Origin of the sequence: Sphingosinithalassobacter tenebrarum (genome assembly GCF_011057975.1) — a bacterium.
Classification (GTDB): domain Bacteria; phylum Pseudomonadota; class Alphaproteobacteria; order Sphingomonadales; family Sphingomonadaceae; genus Sphingomonas; species Sphingomonas tenebrarum.
This window is the reverse complement of the sequence record NZ_CP049109.1, coordinates 2,985,914-3,006,973: the sequence shown is the minus strand read 5'-3', so window position 1 is coordinate 3,006,973 and position 21,060 is coordinate 2,985,914. Positions and strand designations below refer to the sequence as shown.

General features: G+C 60.4%; 18 protein-coding genes. 4 read left to right on the top strand and 14 right to left on the bottom strand.

The window, feature by feature from the left end; all coding sequences use genetic code 11:
• Positions 1–5 precede the first annotated feature (5 nt).
• Positions 6–2,918 (top strand): MobF family relaxase, encoded by a 2,913-nt coding sequence (gene mobF, locus G5C33_RS14810; protein WP_165327868.1) that lies wholly within the window; start codon positions 6–8, stop codon positions 2,916–2,918.
• A gap of 93 nt (positions 2,919–3,011) precedes the next feature.
• Here the strand turns inward: mobF and G5C33_RS14805 are convergent, their stop codons facing one another.
• The 7 genes from G5C33_RS14805 to G5C33_RS14775 form a co-directional block, all read right to left on the bottom strand.
• The gene (locus tag G5C33_RS14805; RefSeq protein ID WP_066777524.1) at positions 3,012–4,226 is read right to left on the bottom strand and encodes a type II toxin-antitoxin system HipA family toxin; all 1,215 of its coding nucleotides are present in this window, start codon (positions 4,224–4,226) and stop codon (positions 3,012–3,014) included.
• Entirely contained in the window at positions 4,223–4,846 is a 624-nt protein-coding gene (locus G5C33_RS14800; RefSeq protein ID WP_066777527.1) for a helix-turn-helix domain-containing protein, read from the bottom strand. Before G5C33_RS14800 ends, G5C33_RS14805 begins: the two co-directional genes overlap by 4 nt.
• A gap of 330 nt (positions 4,847–5,176) precedes the next feature.
• Entirely contained in the window at positions 5,177–6,016 is an 840-nt protein-coding gene (locus G5C33_RS14795; protein WP_066777529.1) for a ComEC/Rec2 family competence protein, read from the bottom strand.
• Positions 6,003–7,226, bottom strand: coding sequence for a patatin-like phospholipase family protein (locus G5C33_RS14790; RefSeq protein WP_165327867.1), 1,224 nt, complete (start codon positions 7,224–7,226; stop codon positions 6,003–6,005). The genes G5C33_RS14795 and G5C33_RS14790 overlap by 14 nt, the downstream gene beginning before the upstream one ends.
• A complete protein-coding gene (locus tag G5C33_RS14785) occupies positions 7,213–9,426 on the bottom strand; it encodes a Mov34/MPN/PAD-1 family protein (protein WP_165327866.1) in 2,214 nt (737 codons plus the stop codon). The genes G5C33_RS14790 and G5C33_RS14785 overlap by 14 nt, the downstream gene beginning before the upstream one ends.
• The gene (locus tag G5C33_RS14780; RefSeq protein ID WP_066769709.1) at positions 9,413–10,528 is read right to left on the bottom strand and encodes a ComEC/Rec2 family competence protein; all 1,116 of its coding nucleotides are present in this window, start codon (positions 10,526–10,528) and stop codon (positions 9,413–9,415) included. Before G5C33_RS14780 ends, G5C33_RS14785 begins: the two co-directional genes overlap by 14 nt.
• A gap of 61 nt (positions 10,529–10,589) precedes the next feature.
• Positions 10,590–10,853: a DUF2188 domain-containing protein gene (locus G5C33_RS14775; RefSeq protein WP_165327865.1), complete on the bottom strand. Its 264-nt coding sequence runs from the start codon at positions 10,851–10,853 to the stop codon at positions 10,590–10,592.
• A gap of 110 nt (positions 10,854–10,963) precedes the next feature.
• On the opposite strand from G5C33_RS14775, the gene G5C33_RS14770 reads away from it, so the two are divergent.
• Complete coding sequence (locus tag G5C33_RS14770) at positions 10,964–11,287, top strand: helix-turn-helix domain-containing protein (protein WP_066769717.1); 324 nt, start codon at positions 10,964–10,966, stop codon at positions 11,285–11,287.
• On the top strand, positions 11,287–12,195 hold the full coding sequence (locus G5C33_RS14765) for an ImmA/IrrE family metallo-endopeptidase (RefSeq protein ID WP_165327864.1): 909 nt from the start codon (positions 11,287–11,289) through the stop codon (positions 12,193–12,195). Before G5C33_RS14770 ends, G5C33_RS14765 begins: the two co-directional genes overlap by 1 nt.
• A gap of 92 nt (positions 12,196–12,287) precedes the next feature.
• On the opposite strand, the gene G5C33_RS14760 is transcribed toward G5C33_RS14765, so the two are convergent.
• Complete coding sequence (locus tag G5C33_RS14760) at positions 12,288–12,923, bottom strand: S24 family peptidase (RefSeq protein WP_066769721.1); 636 nt, start codon at positions 12,921–12,923, stop codon at positions 12,288–12,290.
• 300 nt (positions 12,924–13,223) lie between these two features.
• Positions 13,224–13,358, bottom strand: a complete 135-nt coding sequence (locus G5C33_RS19545) for a DUF6961 family protein (protein ID WP_373288791.1) — start codon at positions 13,356–13,358, stop codon at positions 13,224–13,226.
• Positions 13,359–13,467: 109 nt separating this feature from the next.
• Here G5C33_RS19545 and G5C33_RS14755 point away from each other — a divergent pair, with 109 nt between their 5' ends.
• Complete coding sequence (locus G5C33_RS14755; RefSeq protein WP_066769723.1) at positions 13,468–13,677, top strand: hypothetical protein; 210 nt, start codon at positions 13,468–13,470, stop codon at positions 13,675–13,677.
• 4 nt (positions 13,678–13,681) lie between these two features.
• Here G5C33_RS14755 and G5C33_RS14750 read toward each other — a convergent pair whose 3' ends face one another.
• Genes G5C33_RS14750 through trbC form a run of 5 tightly spaced genes read right to left on the bottom strand, consistent with a single transcriptional unit; the run spans position 13,682 to position 20,815 of the window.
• Positions 13,682–16,384 carry a conjugal transfer protein TraG N-terminal domain-containing protein gene (locus G5C33_RS14750; protein WP_066769736.1) on the bottom strand — a complete coding sequence of 901 codons (2,703 nt, stop codon included), beginning with the start codon at positions 16,382–16,384 and terminating at the stop codon, positions 13,682–13,684.
• A gap of 10 nt (positions 16,385–16,394) precedes the next feature.
• Positions 16,395–17,831, bottom strand: coding sequence for a conjugal transfer protein TraH (locus G5C33_RS14745; protein ID WP_066769738.1), 1,437 nt, complete (start codon positions 17,829–17,831; stop codon positions 16,395–16,397).
• A complete protein-coding gene (locus G5C33_RS14740) occupies positions 17,821–18,633 on the bottom strand; it encodes a conjugal transfer protein TraF (RefSeq protein ID WP_066769740.1) in 813 nt (270 codons plus the stop codon). Before G5C33_RS14740 ends, G5C33_RS14745 begins: the two co-directional genes overlap by 11 nt.
• Positions 18,630–20,351, bottom strand: coding sequence for a conjugal transfer protein TraN (locus tag G5C33_RS14735; protein WP_066769742.1), 1,722 nt, complete (start codon positions 20,349–20,351; stop codon positions 18,630–18,632). The genes G5C33_RS14740 and G5C33_RS14735 overlap by 4 nt, the downstream gene beginning before the upstream one ends.
• The gene (gene trbC, locus G5C33_RS19375) at positions 20,348–20,815 is read right to left on the bottom strand and encodes a type-F conjugative transfer system pilin assembly protein TrbC (RefSeq protein ID WP_228275085.1); all 468 of its coding nucleotides are present in this window, start codon (positions 20,813–20,815) and stop codon (positions 20,348–20,350) included. The genes G5C33_RS14735 and trbC overlap by 4 nt, the downstream gene beginning before the upstream one ends.
• Positions 20,816–21,060: the final 245 nt, after the last annotated feature.

The window sequence follows — 21,060 nt, the reverse complement described above, 5'->3', positions numbered from 1 at the left end:
AGCCCATGCTTTCCGTCGCCAATGTCCGCTCGCCTTCGGCGGCGGCGAGCTACTTCGCATCGGACAATTACTACGCGAGCGCCGATGCCGACCGCTCGGGCCAGTGGGTGGGCGAGGGTGCAAAGCGCCTTGGTCTCGATGGCAAGGTCGAGGCCCAAGCGTTCGATGCGTTGCTGCGCGGCGAGCTGCCCGACGGCAGCAACGTCGGCAATCCCGGACAGGTACACCGTCCGGGTACAGACCTCACCTTCTCCGTCCCCAAGAGCTGGTCGCTGCTGGCACTTGTGGGGAACGACGAGCGGATCATCGCCGCCTACCGCGAAGCCGTCCTCGAAGCGCTGGACTGGGCTGAGAAGAATGCGGCCGAGACCCGGATGGTGGAGAAAGGCAAGATCGTAACGCAGGCCACCGGGAACCTTGCGATCGGCCTGTTCCAGCACGACACCAACCGCAACCAGGAGCCGAACCTCCATTTCCACGCGGTCATCGCCAATGTCACGCAAGGCAAGGACGGGAAGTGGCGTACGCTCAAGAATGACCGGCTCTGGCAGCTCAACACCACGCTCAATACTATCGCGATGGCGCGCTTCCGTGTCGCGGTCGAAAAGCTCGGCTATGAGCCGGGACCGACCCTCAAGCACGGCAATTTCGAGGCGCGCGGTATCACCCGCGAACAGGTCATGGCGTTCTCGAGCCGCCGCCAGGAAGTGCTCGATGCGCGGCGCGGTCCTGGTCTTGAAGCAGGCCGCATCGCCGCGCTCGATACGCGCGCCAGCAAGGACACGATCGAGGACCGCGAAACCTTGGGCAAGCTCTGGAGCGAAACCGCGAAATCGATCGGGTTGGACCTCGCGCCCTTGGTCGAGCGGGCCCGGACCCGTACACTGAAACAGTCGATCGAAACTGGCAGGTTCGGCTCGCTTGTCGAGCGCGGGCGCGCATGGCTGGGACGCTTCGCCGCGCATGTCAGGGGCGATCCGGCTGATCCGCTTGTGCCCAAGTCGGTCCTCAGACAGGACCGTGAGACGATCGCAGCGGCACAGGCCGTCGCTTCGGCGGTGCGTCATCTTTCGCAGCGCGAGGCTGCCTTCGAGCGCACCGCGCTCTACAAGGCTGCGCTCGATTTCGGGTTGCCAGCGACGATTGCTGATATCGAGAAACGGACCCGCGCCTTGGTGCGCTCTGGCGAGCTCATAGCAGGGATGGGAGAGCACAAGGGCTGGCTCGCCTCGCGTGACGAGGTGCTGACCGAGCAGCGGATCGTGTCCGAGGTTGCCGCCGGCAAGGGTGCGAGCTCATCTGCAGTTGAGCCGAAAAGCGCGACTGATCGTGTCCAGGCCGCTGCAATGACAGGGCAGGGGTTCCGTCTCAACGAGGGTCAGCTCGGGGCGGCGAAGCTGATCCTGACGTCCGAGGATCGAACGATCGCGGTCCAGGGAATTGCAGGGGCCGGCAAAAGCAGTGTTTTGAAGCCCGTCGCCGCGGTGTTGCGCGACGAGGGCCGCCCGGTCATCGGGCTCGCGATCCAGAACACGCTCGTCCAGATGCTCGAACGCGACACCGGTATAGCCTCGCAGACGCTGGCCCGGTTCCTTGGTGGCTGGAACAAGCTGCTCGACGATCCCGGTAACGCGGTGCTGCGTTTGGAGGCAAAGGCAGCGCTGAAGGACCATGTGCTCGTGCTCGACGAAGCATCGATGGTCTCGAACGAGGACAAGGAAAAGCTCGCCCGCCTTGCCAATCTGGCTGGCGTTCACCGCCTGGTCCTGATGGGGGACCGCAAGCAGCTCGGCGCAGTCGATGCGGGCAAACCTTTCGCGCTCCTGCAGCGGACGGGTATGGCAAGCGCTGAAATGGCGACCAACCTGCGCGCCCGCGACCCTGTCGTTCGCGAGGCGCAGGCAGCAGCGCAGGCGGGTGATGTGCGCACGGCGCTGCGTCACCTGCAGCCGCACACGGTCGAGGGCAGGGGCGATGGCGCGCTGGTCGCTGCTGAGACCTGGTTAGCGCTCGACAAGGACGCCCGTGCGCGGACATCGATCTACGCCTCGGGCCGTGCAATCCGCTCAGCGGTCAATGCTGCTGTCCAGCAAGGACTTCTCGCCAATGGCGAGATCGGTCCGGGCAAGGCCGAGCTCGGAGTGCTGGACCGCGTCAACGCGACCCGCGAGGAGCTGCGACATCTCTCGGCCTATCAGCCTGGCCGGGTTCTCGAGGTCTCGAGAAAGCAACAGGCCCTGGGACTGTCAGCGGGCGAGTATCGTGTCCTGGGACAGGACCGGAAGGGCAGGCAGGTCGAAGTTGCGGACAAGCGCGGCAAGCGGTTCCGGTTCGATCCCGCGCGGATCAGGGCAGGGAAGGGCGACCAGAATCTGACCTTGCATGAGCCGAGGAAGCTCGAGATCCATAAAAGCGACCGGATCCGATGGACCCGCAACGATCATCGCCGCGGCCTCTTCAATGCCGACCAGGCCAGGGTGGTTGCCGTTGTTGGCGGGAAGGTCACTTTCGAAACTTCCAAGGGAGACCAAGTCGAGCTCAAAAAGGACGATCCGATGCTGAAGCGGATCGATCTTGCCTATGCGCTCAACGCCCACATGGCGCAGGGTCTGACATCCGATCGCGGCATAGCCGTCATGGACAGCCGCGAGCGCAACCTGTCGAACCAGAAGACGTTCCTGGTGACGATCACGAGGCTTCGCGATCACCTGACACTGGTCGTCGACAGTTCGGACAGGCTCGGAGCAGCCGTGGCACGCAACAAAGGCGAGAAGGCCTCGGCCCTCGAGGTCACCGCACAGGTGGTTGCGACAGAAAAGAATAACGGCGAACTTGATCGGCCAAAACCGGAAGAGGCCAACAAGGCCGAAAAGGAACTCGCCCGAAGCAAGAGCAAGACGCTGGATTTCGGGATTTGAAGGGCCGCTATGTGCCAGATTTTCTGACGAATTGGGCCCGGCAGCTGATCCGTGTGGTGCTTACACGCGAACGGCCGGATTTCGGAACCGCTCTCAGATCGCAAGAGTCTTGCGATGCCTCTCAATCGCGCTTCGCACGTCATCGGGGAAGGGCAGGTGTCCGCTTTCGCTGCTCCAGGCGTCGTCGAACTGTGCAACGACATCCTTCGCTGTCGCGGTGATCAGCTTGGCAGGCAGCCTTGCCTTGTCGGCGATCGCTTCGAGTTCATCATAGGTGTAGGACGCCCACTCGCGCGAGCTATGAAACTTGAGCGCAGCATCGTCGCCTGGGATATAGGCGAGCGTCGAAAGCAGGTCATAGGCAGGTGCCAGCAGCGCGTTGCGCCGGTCCGGATAAATCAATGACCAGTTCTTGAGGTGCATGTCGCCATTGCCGATCAGCACCGAGTAGGTGAGCCGGCGGACGAATTCGACCACGCTTTGTTCGTCGGTCTCGATCGCCAGGACACTGAGAATCTGGCGGTAGCTCGCATTCTCGTATTTATCGTCTGCAAAGACACCGAACACCTGGGCGAAGTCTTCGGTGTGCACGGGTCCCTCTTCCCCCCGGTCGAAGCGCCGGATGGCAAAAGCGGATTTTCCGTAGCGGGTGATGCCTTCGGGTATGCCATCGATCTGATCGAGAGGCACAAGGTCGATTTCAGGTACGTCGATCCCGATCTTTGCTGCCAGTTTCATCGCTGCGAATTCAGCCTCGGGCACGTCCGGATGTCTCGCAGAGGGCAGCTTGACGATCCAGTCGCCGCCGCTGCCTGTGACTGGGATCGTCAGTCCGCCATTCTTGCCCTGGGCTTTGATAGCCGAGAATTTGAGTTGCACGCCGGCAAGCGAGAAGCGCAGCGCGCGCTCTGCCTGCTTCCCCGCCGCTTCTTCATCTAGCTCGTCGGCCTCCGTTTCCTCGGCATCGACGGCGACGGCGCGCACTGCGCCGGGAAGATCGTGTCCGAGCTGTGTGAGAAGGTGGTACTCGCGCACGGCTTTCACGCCCGCGCGGCGGGCCAGATAGTCGCGAAGCGTGCCTTCGGGAAGGAGGTTGGAGAAGAACGGCTCGATTTTCGTTCGATAGCTGCGTGTGTCCGCAATGATTTCGCCGTTCGCGTCCTTGTAGGCCAGCGACAGCGTCGGCCGCTCCTGGTCGGAAAGGTAGACTTCGTCGAATGTGAAGATGCTCGCATCTCCATCGAGGCGCGCAATGGTTCCAACGCGCGTCTTACCCAGAAAGATATCGAGAGCCGCTGCGTCGATCATGTGGCGTCGTCCTCAAGCCGGTAAGCAGGCCGTCTGCGGGCACTACCTCGATCGATTGCGTGAACCTGCAGGTTTCTGACGTGTTGGAGTGCCCGTGTGGATGCCGCGACCTGTTGGGCGAGTTTCTTCCTTCCCTCTTGCTGCTCAAGCGCCCAGCCGAGATCCTGGAGATGCTTTTTCAGATGAGCGACGGGCTGCAAGGCTTGCTCGATGGCTTTGAGCGTTTCGGGAGTGAAATTAACGGCCTGGATATCCTTAAGTGCGCTTTGAAGCTCGGTCACTTCGGTGACGCTCGGATAGCTCTCCCGTACTCGCTCGGCGAACCGGTTGGTTTCGGCAATCGTTGCGAGCGTTCGGCTTGTCTCGCTTCTTTCGCGCTGTGATCGCAAAACGCCTTCGATCGCCGGTACGGTCTTTCGAGGCACAAGCTTCAGCTCGAGGTCGAGCGCGCGCGCTATTTCGACAAGGCTGGAAATCTGTAGGTCTACATTGCCACCTTCGATTTTGGAGATATGGCTTTGAGGCAAGCCCACCCGCTCACCCAGCTCTTTCTGGGTAAAGCCTTTTGCTATCCGAGCCGCTTTGATGCTTGCGGCGATGTCTTCGATTGCCGTACTCATAAATAGGTTTCTGCATATGCTGATCGACTGTTATATATTTTAGCATATACGATCATCCGTGAGAATAGCAAGGAAAATATGCAAAGACATATATGGTCGGCTTTACATATGTCATTGCATATCCTAGACGGAGATTGGCGGGCATAAAGCGGGAGCAGTCGTCACTTCGCAGAACCTTTTTCGGATTTTTTCTCCCGATCCTTTGATGACAGAGCTTTCGCCCAGAGGCCTGCCGATCAGTCAGGAGCGCCAACGGCGGCAATGCGCCCCATTTTCTGCCGTTCTGCTTGAGCGCATCGGGTCCCAAAAGCTGCCGCTGAGAGCATGCCGCTATGTGCTCGAGGTCAGCAGGCGCGCTCGTCCGTCGTAAATATGAAAGCGTATCCAGCCATCTCGTCGAGTGGTGATGACGCGGCGCAGCGTCCCGTTGTGTTCGATGCCGCGTGCACGGTGCCGATATAGCGCGATGGTTTCTTGCGTTGCGTGCTGGATACCGCAGTCCGAGACCACAAAGATGTCTGGTTGTAGACCGGTCCATTCGAACAACTCGGGACAGTACCCATTGTAGCGACCGTGGTGCGACGCCACAAAGACGTTAATGTCGTGCATTTCTCGGCGAAAGTCAGATCGATCAAGAAGGCGCAGCCAACCTTCCCTCTCCATGTCACCGCCGTACAATATCGAGAAGCCCGGTATGCCTAGCCGGCCCGGCCAGCGCATCACCAGCACCAGGCTGAGGTTGTTCTCGTCTTCGAAATCGTAAGGATAACTGTTCCAGAATATCCTGCATGTCATCCCATCGAAGGCGGCAAGTGAACCCGCTGGCTGGTTGAAATGCATTGTCATGTCGACGAGCGATGCGATGCCGGCGCCCATGCCCCCAGATGCCTTTAATCGGTAGAGTTCGTTGCCCGAGACTGTTGGGTTGCGGGTGAGGCAGCCAATGTCGACGGTCTCCAGCAGCCGAGGTAAATCGCTAGCATGGTCTTCGTCGCAGTTGGTAATTACAAGTTCGTCGAGCCAACGGACTCCACGACGAGCCAACATTTCAGAAGGTCGCCAACCCGTACCTCCATTGTGCCCACAGTCGATCAACATGTGCGCGCCGGAGTCGCTTGAGATCAACGAACATTGGCCATGCGCGACGTTGAAGATTTCAAGGGTCGCCACCGCTGCTGTTCCTGACGGGATCGCCGACTGCCTGTTCGCGCGACGACCAGTATTGCTTGACCAGTGCCCGGGTTACTTGTTCACCGCGTTTGGAGAGACGGTCGATCCATTCCTCGGGCATGGCTGAAAAGTCGGTCGGATAATCTGCAACGTCCTCCGCGGTGACGAGATCGGCCGGGGCGTGAGTGAGCAGGCTGTCCTTCTGATCGATATAGGGGAGAAGGAATGTCTCGATTTCCCCTCCACGCTGGAGATCATAGAGCCGGTTCATGGCGAAGTTCTGAGCGCGTGCATGAACACTTTCGAAAGCGGCTTTTAGCCTTGAGACCATAAATGCAGGGCGCGCGGCGTGTTTGAGCCCATACCCAGCGCGGCACGCGATAATGCGCGGATAGTCCGCGACGTGAAGACTGATGGTTGGGTCTCGCCCGGGCCAAAGCGGCGCGAGGGCGAGGTTGTCATACACGCCCCCGTCCGTGAGGATCACTCGGTGGCATTCGGCGACATCGTTCTTGGTGAACGTGAGCACTTCGTCTAGCGGCGGTAGCGCCGCCGGATAGGCGGCCGACGCTGAGACCGCGTGCGCGATCTCCATGTCTTCGGGCGCTGCAGAGCCGAAGTGCCACGATCCGACGGCATCGGCCGCGAAGTAGAACGCCGATTTGGTCTGAAGCTCGCAAGCGACGATGATGAGCTTCGGTCGATCCTTCCGCAGGCTCGGCAAAGTCTGATGAGCGAAAACCTGGCTGAACACCTTCCGCAAAATTGTCGTGCGGCTGGCGCTCCGGCGGATCGAAGATTGCGCCAACCAACTGCTTTTGAACCGCTTGCGAAGCCGGAGACCTCCAAGCACGCGACACACAACGAATGCCAGCAGACGATCAGTGCCAACCGCTGCAAAATTCGCGAGCGCCTTCAATCCCTCGAAAGATGACACCGCCTGCAAAATGGCTGGGCGCAAGAATCCACGCTTAAGTAGCTGTTGAGTCTTCACTTCGAAGGTTGCGAAATCCCCCGGCGTTTGGCAGTAGAGGGCGGCGAGGACGCTGCCGCCCGACACCGCTGAAATCGTAGCGACTTGGTCTAGCAAGCCTTCGTCATGAAGGGCGCGCAGGCACCCAAGATGGAACGCCATTGCCCGGGATCCACCGCCTGACAGCGCAAGGCCGATGTCCGGCCGGGTCCCAACGGTCGGATCAGCCTGCGGCATGGTCGATAGTCCCTTCGCCGCTTATGCAGCCCGACCAGCCAACCCTGAACCAAGTATCGACTTCACCGCATATGAACATGGCGTAGGGTGAACCGGTTGGCTCGATATGGGCTTGAAGATAAGCGAATACTCCTTCGTCATCGCCGCTCGGTCGGGCGCTCACGCCCTTTGGATGGCTATGCCATTCGCCGACATATTGGATGGTTCCTGCCGAGCGTAGATGGATTGCATCGACATGCGGCTTAAGATCCTTCGCGCCGCGCTCGAAGTATGTCGGTGACTGCCGACTGTCGGGCGGAGCGGGAAGCGCGTCTAGGACGTGCAGCACACTGCGGGAGAGGTCGAAGGAACCGAGAAGAACCCCGCCTGTTTCGTTCGGCGCCGCTCGTTCTCTCAGCGTTCGCATCGCTGCTACCGCATTTTGAGAGACCGAGACCCGAAAGTCCGCCAGCGCATGACGCGAGACCTGCGACACCGTGACACTGAAAGGCAAGACCAACCCATTTTCCGGATTGAGTCTCCAAAGGTGGAGCCGCGACCGATCGGCGTCGGACAGAATTGTGGCCAGTTGGCCGGCAGCAATCCCGCTTAGGGTCTGAACCTGCCAGGGAGGCAGGGGCCTAGTGAGATCTTGGCAGGCATTCGCATAGCGCAGCATGTCGAGACGAGCACTGCCGAGATGTCTCATCAAGGGGCGACAGGTTCCCGCAGCGAGAAAATACTGCGCTTCGATCTCGTCGATACGTACGCTGCGATTCCCGTCCTCGGCGAGAAGCACGAGGTCGCATCCGTCGGGATTGAAAAAGAGGCTGGCGACCCGCGCTGCGGGTTCGGCATCGGCAAGGTAGCCAAGCGCTGCGGGAGAAGCGCTGAAATCGACCGTGAGGTCGGCTTCTGCGAGCGCCTCATCGATGGCGGCGCGCTCGTTGCCGGAATCGAGTATGTTTGCGATAATGGCTTTGCAGCCGTCTTCGTCGAGGATGGCATCGAGCAAAGCGCGCTGAGTCTCTGCTTTCGGCCAGCCTATCATATCGTTGGTTTGGACCTGCCGCACGAGATTGTGCGGCAGCAACACGTCGTCGTCGACGACAGTCCAAGTACCAAGCCCGGCCCGGGTGGTATTCGCCATGACATGCGAGCCGATCGCGCCTGCACCAATCCCCACGAGCTTAAAATCGCGTTCGGCGGCGTTTCCTGAATAGAGTCGCGCGAGGCTGCGATCGATGCGATTGACGACTCGCCAGCCATGGAGTTTGATCGCTGACAAATCGGGTTCGGCACCGCCCAGGAGGACGCCCAATGCACCTTCTGGAGTGCGTTCGGCTCGCCCAATCAGCACGCTGAGCTCATGCAGTCTTACGTTTGGCGAGAAGGCTATGACCTCGAACGCTTCGACCTCAGCCTCAGCCGAGCTCTTTTTTGGGATGGTGATTAGCAGGACAGCCATCGCGTCATTGCCGGCCATCCGCCCGACTATCCAATCGCCGAGCTTTTTGGAGATATCTGTGCCCATTGGCTCTAGAAGATCCCGGAGCTCGCCGAGTGTCGTCGGCCGCGCGTGGAGCGCGCCGTGCACCTGAGGTTCGACTGTCTCCTGAAACAGAGAGAACTCAACGAAGCCAGTATCCCTGGTCTCGGAAGCCCCAAGCAGGAGTGTATAGCGACCGGCGCTCTCGATGGCCTTTTGGACGTAACACTTCTCGGGTGGAACCCCGGATGGCAGGATGAGTGTGTTAGCCGTTGAAGGGATCAGTGGTTCGAGCGACTGGCCTTCTTGGTGGAGCTCGCCGCGTGCGGTGCGCGCGAACCAGTCGCGGATGCGTTCGACGAGTGCCTGCGCCGTCAGCCCGCGCTTTAGATCGGCCCAGTTCTCCTCCCAGATACAGAGGCTAAGACCATCGCCGGTTGCCGCGAAGTTGGTATGGACATTATCGATTGGAAAGTTGTCTCGTCGGGAAAAGACGCTCGGCGGGTATTCATCGTCGGGCCAGAACAGGAGGCGCACCGGCTCCTTGTGCCTAATGTCGACAGCCTTATCCTGCACCAGCTCGGGCTGCACGACCAGGTCGACTTGGTCGAACGCACCACTGAAGTCGCTACCCTGAAGCCTGGCAAAGGCAGGAACCGAATCCTGTGTCAGATAAGAGAGTAGATCCCGCGCTCGCTGCGATCGGGGTGTGTCAGCCTCAGCGCCCGCCACGGCCCGCCCGCGGCGCAGCACCGGTCAGCAGCGCGGCAGAACCTCCCGCGCTCTTCGTCACGCTGAAGCCCTTCTTTCCGATCTCGATTTCGAGAGGCTTTGGCTTCGTGCTGCTTGGATGATCCATGGTGACGAGAAATTCGCCGTCGTGCCCCTTGGCGACCCGCTTGTAGTAGTTCGCTGCTTGGCGATGTGGAGGCTGATCGCTGTCGTCATTCCCAGGGATGGGGCAGCTAGTCGAAACCAGCAGCGCACCTTTGGTGCCCTGATCCTCATAGAGCCATGCGATACGCTCGCCCGGTTCAGTTTCGTCTTTGCCCTTCTCTGCAGCGAGCGAAAGGTAACTAGTGTGGTGCGGGACGTTGTTGATGTCCCAGATCAGCCGATCGTCATTCTTCTTCTTGCGCGTGATCCGGATGATGTCGTCGATGACCTCGTGCCCAACATCCGCCGAAAGCAGGAGCCGGGTCAAGCGCTCGTCGACGTCGAAGGTCGCTTGCATAAAGATCGCGGTGTCGTTGCGCTTGTAGGTGTCATCCTCGCAATGCTCGGCGAAGGGTGACAGTACGAAGAATTCGATGCCGTCAGCCGCAAGATTGAACTCCGGGGCAAGAGTGCCTGCGTCGCTGATAAGGTTACGCCGCTTAGCGGGGTCAATACCACGCTCCTTGAGGAAGTCGTTGAGCGCATCTGGACGACCAAAGACTCGTATGCCTTCGCCCTCGATGAAGCGGTGCCGCGCCTCGGAGCGCAGCGTTCGTGCTTGGCCCTTGACCCCCTCCTCAAGGATTGCCGTTGCCGGGACCCACATCGTCTTTATCTTGATACGGTCATCATCTTGGTACTTTTCCGCGTGGTTCAACCAAAAGACCTCGCTAGCGCGTTTGCAGTGATCCGTGTCGAGGTGCGTGAAAGCCACCACATCGATCTCGTTGCCGCCATCGAGCCGGGCGCGTATCTCTCCCTCAAGATCACAGCGCTTGTCGTCTTTATCGTCAGGATTGCGCATGTCCGCGAAATCGAAGAGCGTACGACGGTCGTTATCGAGTTCGATGAGGCAGGTATCGGCATTTCCGATTGGAAAGAAAGTAACTTTGGGCATTCAACCTTCTCCATGACCCGGTCAAGCGACCAGATTTCATCCTCGCGCTTTATTCCAGTCGCTATTTCCTGTCTTTCGGTGGGCAGGGGTCATTGCCGTGGCTATCGCTACGGGCAATCTTACCATCCCGGTTGTGGATGCGAAATTCGGAGTTCTGATTGCGGCTAATGTCACGGCCGCGGTCAATCGCTTCGCGTTTCGTGTCATGGTGCGTGCTGGCGCGGCTGGCGCCACCCCTCTTTACATCCCATCCCCCGCTCGGATTGGGACCACGTGGTGGCTCTTCGGACCTTTGCTCATTGACGGATCCCTCGCGATTTAACATCTTCGGCGCAAAGAAAATACGCCTACTCCGGAAATCATATCTATCGCTTGAAAATCGGAAGTCAAGAAGTTAATGTGCGCCTACACCGAATTTTTTGAGGAGGGCCGCTTGTGGTCAACATCTTGGGCGATAAGATTCGCGACCTGCGGAAAGAGAAGAAGCTGACGCTTGACAAGCTCGCGGAGCTAACCGGCTCGAGCAAGAGCTATATATGGGAACTGGAGAACAAAAATCCACCGCGACCATCAGCCGAAAAGCTGTCGAAGATTGCCGAACAGCTGGGAGTGACAATCGAATATCTGCTCGACGACGAAAACAAGGTTACTGAAGCTGATGCAGTCGATGCGCAATTCTATAGAAAATACAGAAATATGCCCGCTGAGACGCGCGAAAAAATCCGCAAGATCGCTGACATGTGGGACGATAGCGAATAATGGACGGTAAGTCGCCGCAACGCTGGGCCATCGACCTGACCCTGCTTCTCAATGCTCGTGACGGTGGCGATCGCTTTCCTGTAGATGTGAAGTCTCTAGCGAAGGACTATTCGCATCAGGTTTTCCCGAATGACCCGGTCACGCTTATCAAGGGTGCCAGCCTCGATCGTTTTGAAGGCGGGCTCTACAAGGCCCCGGCAGGCAAGAAGGGCTGGGGCATCATCTACAATTCGGAGATCAAGTCCCCGGGTCGAATCAACTTCACCCTCGCCCACGAGTTTGGCCATTATCTCGTCCATAGGCACCAGTTTCCCGATGGCCTGCAATGCAGCGCAGAGGATATGGCGAAATGGGATAGCACCTATGGCCAGATCGAGCACGAAGCGAACGAATTTGCAGCAAGCTTGCTAATGCCCCGTGACGACTTCGCAAGGCAGCTTCCACCGAAGAGCAAGCCTGCCTTTGAAGACCTCGGCGCATGCGCAGATCGTTATGGGGTCTCGCTTTCGGCAGCGACCTTGCGTTGGTTGCAGTTCAGTGAGCGTCGGACCCTGCTCGTGATGTCACGAGATGGTTACATCTTGTGGGCGCGTTCAAGCCCAAAGGCGCTGCGCACCGGAGCCTACATTAAGACCGCGAACATGCCGCCAGTCGAGGTGCCAAGTAGGTCATTGGCCGCTCAACCGCATCTGTTGGAAAACGGCAAGGGTAAAGCTGAGCATGATGCTCTTGGATGGCTAAACGAGCCGTGCATCGAAGAGACTTTTGTTTCGGAGCGCTATGACACGATCTACACACTGTTGCATCTCGGCCCTGCTCCATCCTGGAGCGGGCATGGAAGCGACACCGAGGAGGACAGTTTTGACCGTATGACAAGCCGACCACCTGGATCTTCTTGGCTTGGTTAGAATTGCTGAAGGGGAAAGTTCTCTGACCGATGACCGCTATCGCGTCAGTTTTCTCGAAACCGGATTAACCGCTTGCGGCCCAAGTCCTGCCGCTACAAGGCTCGGCCAAACCAGATAACCCGGCCCACCACGTGAACCTCCGACCGATCCATGTCGTGCCAGGTCGGGTAAGCAGGATTATCGCTGGCAATGGTAATCTGGCGGCCACCCGGCTTGATGGCGATACGCTTCACGACCAACGCATCATCAGCCCGCAGGACGTAGATTCCATCGCGCAATCGTGAGCCATGGTCTGACGCGTCGACCAGGACCTCGTCACCATCGCTGAGCGTGGGTTCCATCGAGTCACCCTTTACGCCGACGATCGACAGGCTGGCGCTCTTGGCCGAGGTCAGGTGCCGCAGCCACCGCTCATCGAACCCGAACCGTGTGTGTGCGGTCTCACTAGACGCGACCGCGCCAAAGCCGGCAGATGCTTCGACATCGAGAACCGGTATCTCTACCATGCCATCATTGACCGGGTTGGCGGGACCGCCGAGCACTTGCTCATCTACGCCGAAGAAGCAGGCGAGTGTCTTTCGGTCTTCGTCATCGAGCTTTCTCGGAGAGCCGCGCTTGATGAATTGTTGTACATAAGCGGGGTTGCGGCCGAGCAGCCGCGATATCGAAGCGTAGCCATATCCACCCTTGAGGATCAACCGGTCGAGTTCTTCCCTGACGTGTTCCATCTGTCTGTCCTTCGAATCTCAATCGTAGGAATTTTCCTAGACTCGCCGATATGAACCTACTAAGAACATAACAAGAACACAAGGGATTTGCGAGTCGGAGCGAAAGGGTCATGACCTTGCTGGAACGGATCGAAAAGTATCTGAAAGATCGTCATATTTCGGCGACACGCTTCGGTAGGCGGGCAGTCGGTGATCCTCGATTCGTACTCGACCTCAGGCAAGGGCGTAAGCCGCGCCGCAGAACCCTCGAGCGGCTGGAAGCGTATCTACAGTCGGTTGAGAGTACCGATCCCGACTGCATCAAGAGTGAGGGTGAGTGCGCTCGCCAAGCTGATAATAGCGACCTGCAACATCCTGCCAGAGTTTTGCCCCGTCGAGCTCGCCGGCCTGGCTTAGCTGATCGATCTTCGACGCAATGAATTTTCGGGTCTGCAGGCCAAGACAGCGTTCTCGCTTTCGAGATGCTTCTTGGCTATTTTCTCAGCGATGCGTTGAGATGATTTAGAGGGGAGAGGGCCGATTTACCCCCGAAGGAGAATGAGCCATGAGCGATCCAGACAAGAATCCCACTGGTGGCAAGCAGGACTGGGAAGGTCTTCGTGAAGTCGACCGGGCCATCGCCGAGAATCGTCTCACTTCCTACACCTGGAAAAAGACTTGGGCTGACCCTTGGGGACGGCTCAAGTTGATTGTGATTTTTGCTGCATTGGCAGCTTTTGTCGTGTTCGTAATTGTGCACGACGTCATCCTTTAGCATCCTACCATTCCTTCACATCGTCCGCCGCTTCGGCAGAGGCTCCCTTCGCATCGCGGGTCTTGCCATCGAGGTAGCCTTTCACGGTCCCGATCCGTCGATCTCCCTGTTGCTGCACCCGATCGACATCGCGGGCGATGTCTTCACGTTCGCTGGACGGGGCGTTCAGGCTTCCCGGCACACCGCTAAGCCGCACTGATCCCCGGACGCTCTCGGCGCTGCTCACTGAGGGCCGAGCGATGGACGCAGAGGCCGGCAAAACCAGGTCGCCCGAGATCTCGTCGTTGAGCCGGTCCGCATAGCCTTCGACGAACCGTGCCTGGAGCTGCTGGCCCCGCGCGCTCATCTGGAAGTCGATGTCGTCAAAGCGGACCGGGCCGTAGTAGTCCCGGTTAGCCTCGATCTCCGCCATGCCCCATTCGCGATAGGCCTGGCTGAGGTTGAGAGTGCCTGCGGCATTGGCACTTTCGTACCAGCTTGCCTGGTTCTCGAGCCGGCTGGCGATCTCTTCGGCGCGGCGCGCTTCGCGTGTGTAGCTCTGCGCTTCGGTGATCGAAGTCGAGATCCCCGCCGAGCTGCTGGACACCAGCGCTTCGGAGCTTGAGCTTGTCTCACGCAAGAAGCCCTCGCGCGTGCTCGACCAGCTACGGCTGTCCGAGATCTGGCGCAGCGCTCCCATGATGCGCGAGCGGTCTTCTGAAGCGATCCCGATATCGCTATCGGTCCAGCTCTGGTTGCGTCCTCCCTTAACACCTATGCTCGCCGAGCCAGCGCCTTTTTCTCCCTTCAGTCCTAGAGCGCCATCCCCGTTCAAGAACCAGGATACGGTGATGTCATCGGCCGCGCGGCGCGAAAGCCCGAATTGCTGCTGGAGTGTCTTCGAGGCGTTGTCGACTTCGCTGAAGGCGCTGCCGATGCTGTCGCTCGTTGACGTGCCACTGACGCTCTCGTTCGAGCGCGAGCGGGTGTAGGCATCGCGCAACTCGCTGAAGCGGGTGACAGCCGAACTCGTTGATTGCTGGGCAAGGTTCGAGAATGTCTCGCTCTGGCCGCGGCTCTGGCTAGCCATGGTCGCAAGCCGGCTCGAGAAGTCCTGCCCGAGTGTCGGGGTAAACGGATAGCTCGAGGTCGGCACGGTGGCGAATTCGGCTTGAGCGAAGCCGGTGGTCTGGGTGCCGTTTTCGCCCGTGGCTCGCGTCTGCGCGGCGCCGTAGCCAATGTTGGGCGCGAGGCTGGCTTGCGCAAACTGGCGCGAAAACACGTTCGAGTTCTCAAGGCTGGAATTGCCGAGCGAAACATTGCCGGTGCTCGCTTCGCGCGCCGCCTCTTCTGCCGCGTTCTGGCTCGGATTGAGGTAGCTCGTTGCCTGGCCCGATATTGCGAGCGCGCCCCTGGCGACGCCGCCTGCAAGGAACGGTATCGATGCAACGAGATAACCGGCCAGGATCCCGATATCGTTGTTGACGTCGGTCATGCCGGAGAAGGTCGCGAGGCTGAGACCGGTTGCGCCGCCCGCTGCCGCCACATCGCTCGCGCCCTTGAGCATCAGGATCATGTGCAGGATGACGAACAGCGGCCCCCAGGCTGCCAGATAGAAGAAGCCCGTGACGTATCCTCTGAGTGCGATCGGTCCGGTCTTGGGCATCAGGAACAGCGGGAAGAGCACCGGAAAGAGCGCGTAGAATACGACCGTCAGGACGACATTGAGGATCGGGACCCACTTCATCGCGTTATGCGCGATCGAGGAATAGGTCCGTTCGGTCTGGATATCGGCGCGGGTCTGCGCGAACACATCGACGCTCGATGCGCCGCTTGCTCCGGCGAAGCCATGCATCGCCTGGTTCATGGCGTTGATGGTCAGAACCTGGCGGAAGATGCTGCTTGCATCCTTCGAGACTCCTGTGAGGTACTGATAGGCAATCGGCAGGTCGGCAATGAGCTTGGCCGTCGCGAGCGCTTCGGTCTCCCGGGGGTAGAGCTGGCGCCCGGCGACCTGCGTCATCTCATCGATAAGCCCGGCCCATTGGCTGGAGAGCGCAGTGTATGCTTCGCGGCAGGTGATGATCGTGGCCGTGACGCTATCATCCGCCTGCCGGGTTACGAAGCGCTGTGCACGCGCGGCACTGCCGGGCGCAATCGTCGCCCAGATATCGTTGCTCTCTGACAGCTCTTTCATCGAGTAGCGGCCTAGGAGCAGGTCGTAAAACACGCATTGCCGGATATGCTCATCGAAATTGGCGGCAAATTCCGGATCGGCAATGCGCAGCGAGCGTGTCGCCTCAAGCAGACGAGCGCCATAAATCATGCCGTTCTTCGAATAGTTGAGATCGTCGGGAAGGCCGAAGACGAGCTCTGCGGAACGGGTTAGATAGTCGCCCGCCTGGCTGGTAAAGCTTGCCATGAGCGCTAGGCCCAGCGGGACATTGGCGACCGTGGCCGGTGCAAGGCTCGGATTGACGCGGTCGGTGACCTGCACATCCATGCGCGGCACCATCAGGCACATGTAGATGAGCGTCGCGCCGAGGAACCAGTTGAGCCAGGCGCGCCAGTCCTGGTTGAACGCGACGACAATGACCGCAAGCGCCATCCCCATGACCAATGCCACCTGGATCAGGCTCTTGTAGCCACCGGCCCCGGTCCACGCGGCGACGGCGTTCAAGACATTGACGATGTATTCGCCGCCGCCGGTGGTGAAGATCTCGACCATGGTGCCCGCCTCAGGGGACGATCGAGCGCGACTGGAGTCCGCGCGACCAGTCGAGCGCGGCGGACATCGAAGGCGACATCGAGGCGGCAAGCGCGTTCTCGATCATCGCGGTCTTCTCGATGATCTGCATGATCGCGGAGACCTTGGCCTGTCCGGTTGCCTGCCGCTGGACGAGGCCAGAGCGCACCTCGGCGACCTGGCCACGCCAGATTGCGAGCTTGGCTTCGTCGGCGGCGATGAAGCTTGCCATCGAGCGACCGGCTTCCGAGACGATCCGGTCGAGGATGGCATAGAGCAGGTCGATGCTAGCGATCTCAGCGAGCGTGTCACGGTCGTCGGTCGGCATTCCGCGCCCATAGGCGGCCTGGACGGTAAGGATCTTGTAGAGCGGCACCGAGGCAACCTGCAGCAGTTCCTTTTCGGCATTGCCGATCGCGGTGTCGGTGCGGATTGCATCAACCATATTGCCGATAAGCAGCGCCACACGTGGGCGTATGGCCTTCGCATTCGATAGGCTCATCTGCTCGAAGGTGGGATTGAGGCAAAGATCGGTCTCGTCGCAGCGAAAAACGCGCACGGTCTGGCCCTGCGTCCCGTCTAGGAGCGCGCTTACGAGCGTCGAGGACGCGTCGCCCGAGAACGGCACGAACTTGCCTGCCTCGTCATCCTTGGGCGGCACGTAGATGACCGTGCCAATCAGCGTCATGGCGTATTCTGCAAGCTCGCGGTCGAAAGTGCCGCCGGGATTGAAGAAGGCGCTCTTTTTCAGGACGTGCCAGGTGTAGTTGCGCGCGACGCCGGGATTGACGTCAGCATAGTCGGTGCCGGCGCTGTCGTTGGTTGAAGCGCGTTGTCCGCGTGTGCCGCAGCCATGCTTGGCTGCGGCGTAATCCGTGAAGATCCCTTCCGAATTGCCGATCGCCTCGCAGATTGCCTTGTCGGCCAGATCGCCCTTGGGCCAGATGCCGCCGACCAGCCCTTGCGCCATTTCACACGAGTTGATCGACAGATTGTTCATGAGCTGAGCCTTTTGGCTGAACTCCTGCATGATCTTGTTGCACTCGGGGCAGACGGTATCGATCGCCAGGCTGAAGGCGAACCCGACCGCGTTGTTAGCAACCGCCTTCATGAGCGCGACCATCTCGCTCGCATTGATGAAGGAAAAGGACCCCGCAAAGATGTCGATCCCGCCGCAGCCCGCCCTTGCGCGCGGCAGCTGGAGATTGGCGATATTGGTGGTCTTCTGCGGGAAGCGTGTCCAGACATTGCCGAGGCTGTAATAGCCCGCCGATTGACCTTCGAAGGCGGTCGGGCCGGTGACATTCGCCGCCGCGCCCATATCGTCAATGAAGCGGTCCATGCTGTCGCCAACATTCGCTGCGACAGGTGAGCCGACCAAACTGGTGGCGGCGAGGGTCAATGCCGCATTGCGGATGCTAGTAATCATGTCCTGCTTCCTTGGAGGTGAGAAGGTAGATGCGGTCCTGGAGTTCGTCGGCCGAGAGCACACCGTAACCGATCGGGATCGGGCGTTTGGTCACGCTGTCCCACAGCACCAGAGCGGGGGTGGCTTTGCCTTCGAGACCAAGCTTGCCGCGCTGGTTTGTCTCGACCCGATAGTCGGGAAAATGCCGGGATGGACCGCCATCGGTGGAGATCGCGCGCACGGTGATCCGCCAGCGGTCGGCGACGCCCTTCACGATCGGGCTCATCACTTCGCACGGTCCGCAGGTCGAACTGAAGAAATAGAAAAGGCCGTAGCGCTGCGAGAGCGTTGCCATGACGTGATCGCGCTCCGCGCTGCGGGCATCCTGCCACTGCTTCTTGGCGACCGCTCCGACGGGGCGTTCAAGCGTGTAGTCGAGGTCCGGGTCCTGCCAGATCGCCCGCTGCCAGACATCGGAGAACAGCGAGGCGCGGTCGAGCTGCGCGCGCTGGAAGCGGATATAGGCCGCTACATTGGCCTCGGTCGGATAGAGGATCGCGCGCGCCTTGAGTTCGCGAAGCTCGGAGGTGATCGCGTCGAGTTCCTGCGTTGCCGCGACCTGCTCGGCTTCAGGCTGTTGTGGCTCTTCAATGGGAGCGGGCTTCACGCAGTAGAACCAGTAGCCGAGCCTGCGCTCTTCGCAGTAGAGCGCGTCTGCCGAGGTGGTCGATCTTGTGTCCCGCCGCTCCTGCGCCTGGGCCAGAGTGGCGGGCAGGGCAGCGATGCCGAGCGCGAGCGCCGTGAGGTGATGCAGATGGGTCATTGGCCGCCCCTTGCGTAGTAGTCTTCGATCTTCTGCTGGATGAGGATGGAGGTCTCGAGTTCGTCGGGAAGTCGGGCCGCGTCGGTGAACTCGGCATAGACTTCGCTGAAATCCATCCGGCTGAGGTCGAGCCGGGCAAACTCGTCGAGAGTGAACCCCTCACATTGTTCTTCTTTGGGCTTGTCCCATGGCTTGGGGAGCTGCTTGCGGCCCTGTTCCTGCAGGATCCGCGACAGCTTGCTCTCGAAGCAGCAGTAGACCTTCTTCTTGGTGAGGCAGACGCCGAGGAACTTGTCCGAACAATAGGTCCCCACATAGGCGCACAGCCCCTGCGCATCGCGCTGGTGGAGTAGCACTTCCTCGCGATCGCAGCCGAGCGCAACCAGCAGGCTGATCCCCGGAATGAGCGGGAAACCCTTACCCTTGCAGCAGTTGAGCACGCCGAAGACCTTGGACGAGCAGGTGTTGCGCGTGCCGCGGAACAGTGTCAGCGTGTTCGGATCGAACTGGCCGCGCGCCTCGTCCATGGCGTGCAATGCGACCGCCGCATCCTTGAACTCGTCATTGGCGGTGCGCTCGATCGTCTCGCAGCTGCCATCGATGCAATAGACATCGCCGTCGCAGACATACTGGGTGGAGCTGTCCGTACCGGGCAGGGGACATTCGTAGATGCGCTCCCAGGTCTCGCAGGGCGTCTCGTCGGTGAGGCATTCCTCGCCGATGAACCGGCAGGTGCCCTGGCTTTCGATGTCCGAACAGTCGGTCGCCGCATCGCGCGATGTGCAGGTGTAGCTACGCTGCCATTCCCAGCAGGGCCGCGTAACCGAGACACCGTCGATCACCCGTGTCTGCGGATCGGCATCGGTGCAGATCTCGGTATCGAGCGTACAGTCGCCATTATCGGCAAATCCGGTGCACTGGCTCTCGTCGGAAAAGGTATCGATCGAGTTGTCCGTGGTCACCGCATAGGGCGTGTAGCGCGCATCTGGAGTGTCGCATGTGATTTCGGCGATGGGGTCGCCAGGTTCGGTGCAGTATCTGTAGAACTGGTCCTGCCGCCACTGGAGGCAGGGGCCGGGCCGATACCCCGTGATCCGGCACGAGCCTCCATCGAATGCCGAGCACCAGGGATATCCATAGACTGTGCTCGTCTCATTGCAGAGATAGTGCCATTGCTGGCGCCGGGTCACGCTGGCAACGAGCGGCACCGCGCACTGACCCACCGACTGGTCGATCCGCGTGCCGGTGTTGCAGGTCGCAGTATAGGTTCCCGCCGCGCTCGAGCCGGGCGGCAGCGGGACACAATTGCCCTGGCCGCCGGAGATATCCATGCCACTGGTATAGTCGAGCGGGGTCTCGTTGATGGCGAGGCTGCGCGCGATGACGTCCTCGATCTCGCTTGGATCGAAGCGCGCGCGATTGGCCACGCTTTCGCGCATTGCCCGATAGCCCTGGTGTCCGGAGGCTGCCGCTGTCGCATTGCTCTCGATCCGGTCGGGGTCGCCGGCGAGCGATTCGAGGTTTTGCACGGCGTCGCGGTCGTAATTGGGCAGGTTTGCTGCATTGGGCTGCGATCTGGCAGCTTCTTGCGCTTCGCCGCGCAGGCTTTGGCCAAAGGCCTTGCCATCGGCACGCGCGTCCTGCTGCTGCGCGGAAAGGGGCGCGGCGACGGCGAGAAGACCGAGCAGTCCTATGCGAAGCGATTGTATGAGCCTCATGGCCGTTCTCCTTCGAGCCTGCGGGAATGGAGGCGCGCGAGCTGCGCTCCCGGACCGCCTCCCGAAGCGAAGGTGTCAAGCACTTCGGCCACGCTGATATTGCCGGCAATGCGGTCGTGCGGCGGCAAGACGTCTTTGCAGTCGAACCCGTCGCAGGGGCTGAAATCGCTTGCGATCATCACGAAGCTCGGGGCAACCTTGATATCGAAGGCGCGGAACAGGCGCGGGTCGATCCCGAGCGCGCCGGCATCATCGCTATCGCTCCAGATGGCGGCGATGCGTTTCTTGAAGCTCGAGCTGTCGCCTTGCGGGAAACCGCGCAGTACGGTGACGCCGCCGGCCCTTGAGACATCGCGAACCAGCGCCTTCAATGAGGGCTCGGGCATTGCCAATGAGGCAAAAGCGATGAACCGGGGCGTGTCGCCCATCGCTGCCACTTCCGCGTCGGCCTGGGCGCGGATCATGCCATCGAGATCGAGCGGCCCGGCATTCGCGGTCGCCTGCGCAGTCTCGGCATAGGCTGCGCGATTGTCGAAAGCCGTTTGCTGAGCGGCGCGCGCGTCTTCTGCGAGGGCATCCGCTTTTGTCCTGACCGATGTGGCGAGAGCCTCGGCGTCGGCGGCATGTTCGGCCGCGCGTGCGCGGATCTCAGCGAGGTCAAGATCGGGCCCGGCATCCTGCGCCGAAGCGGCGGCAAATCCGGCAGCGA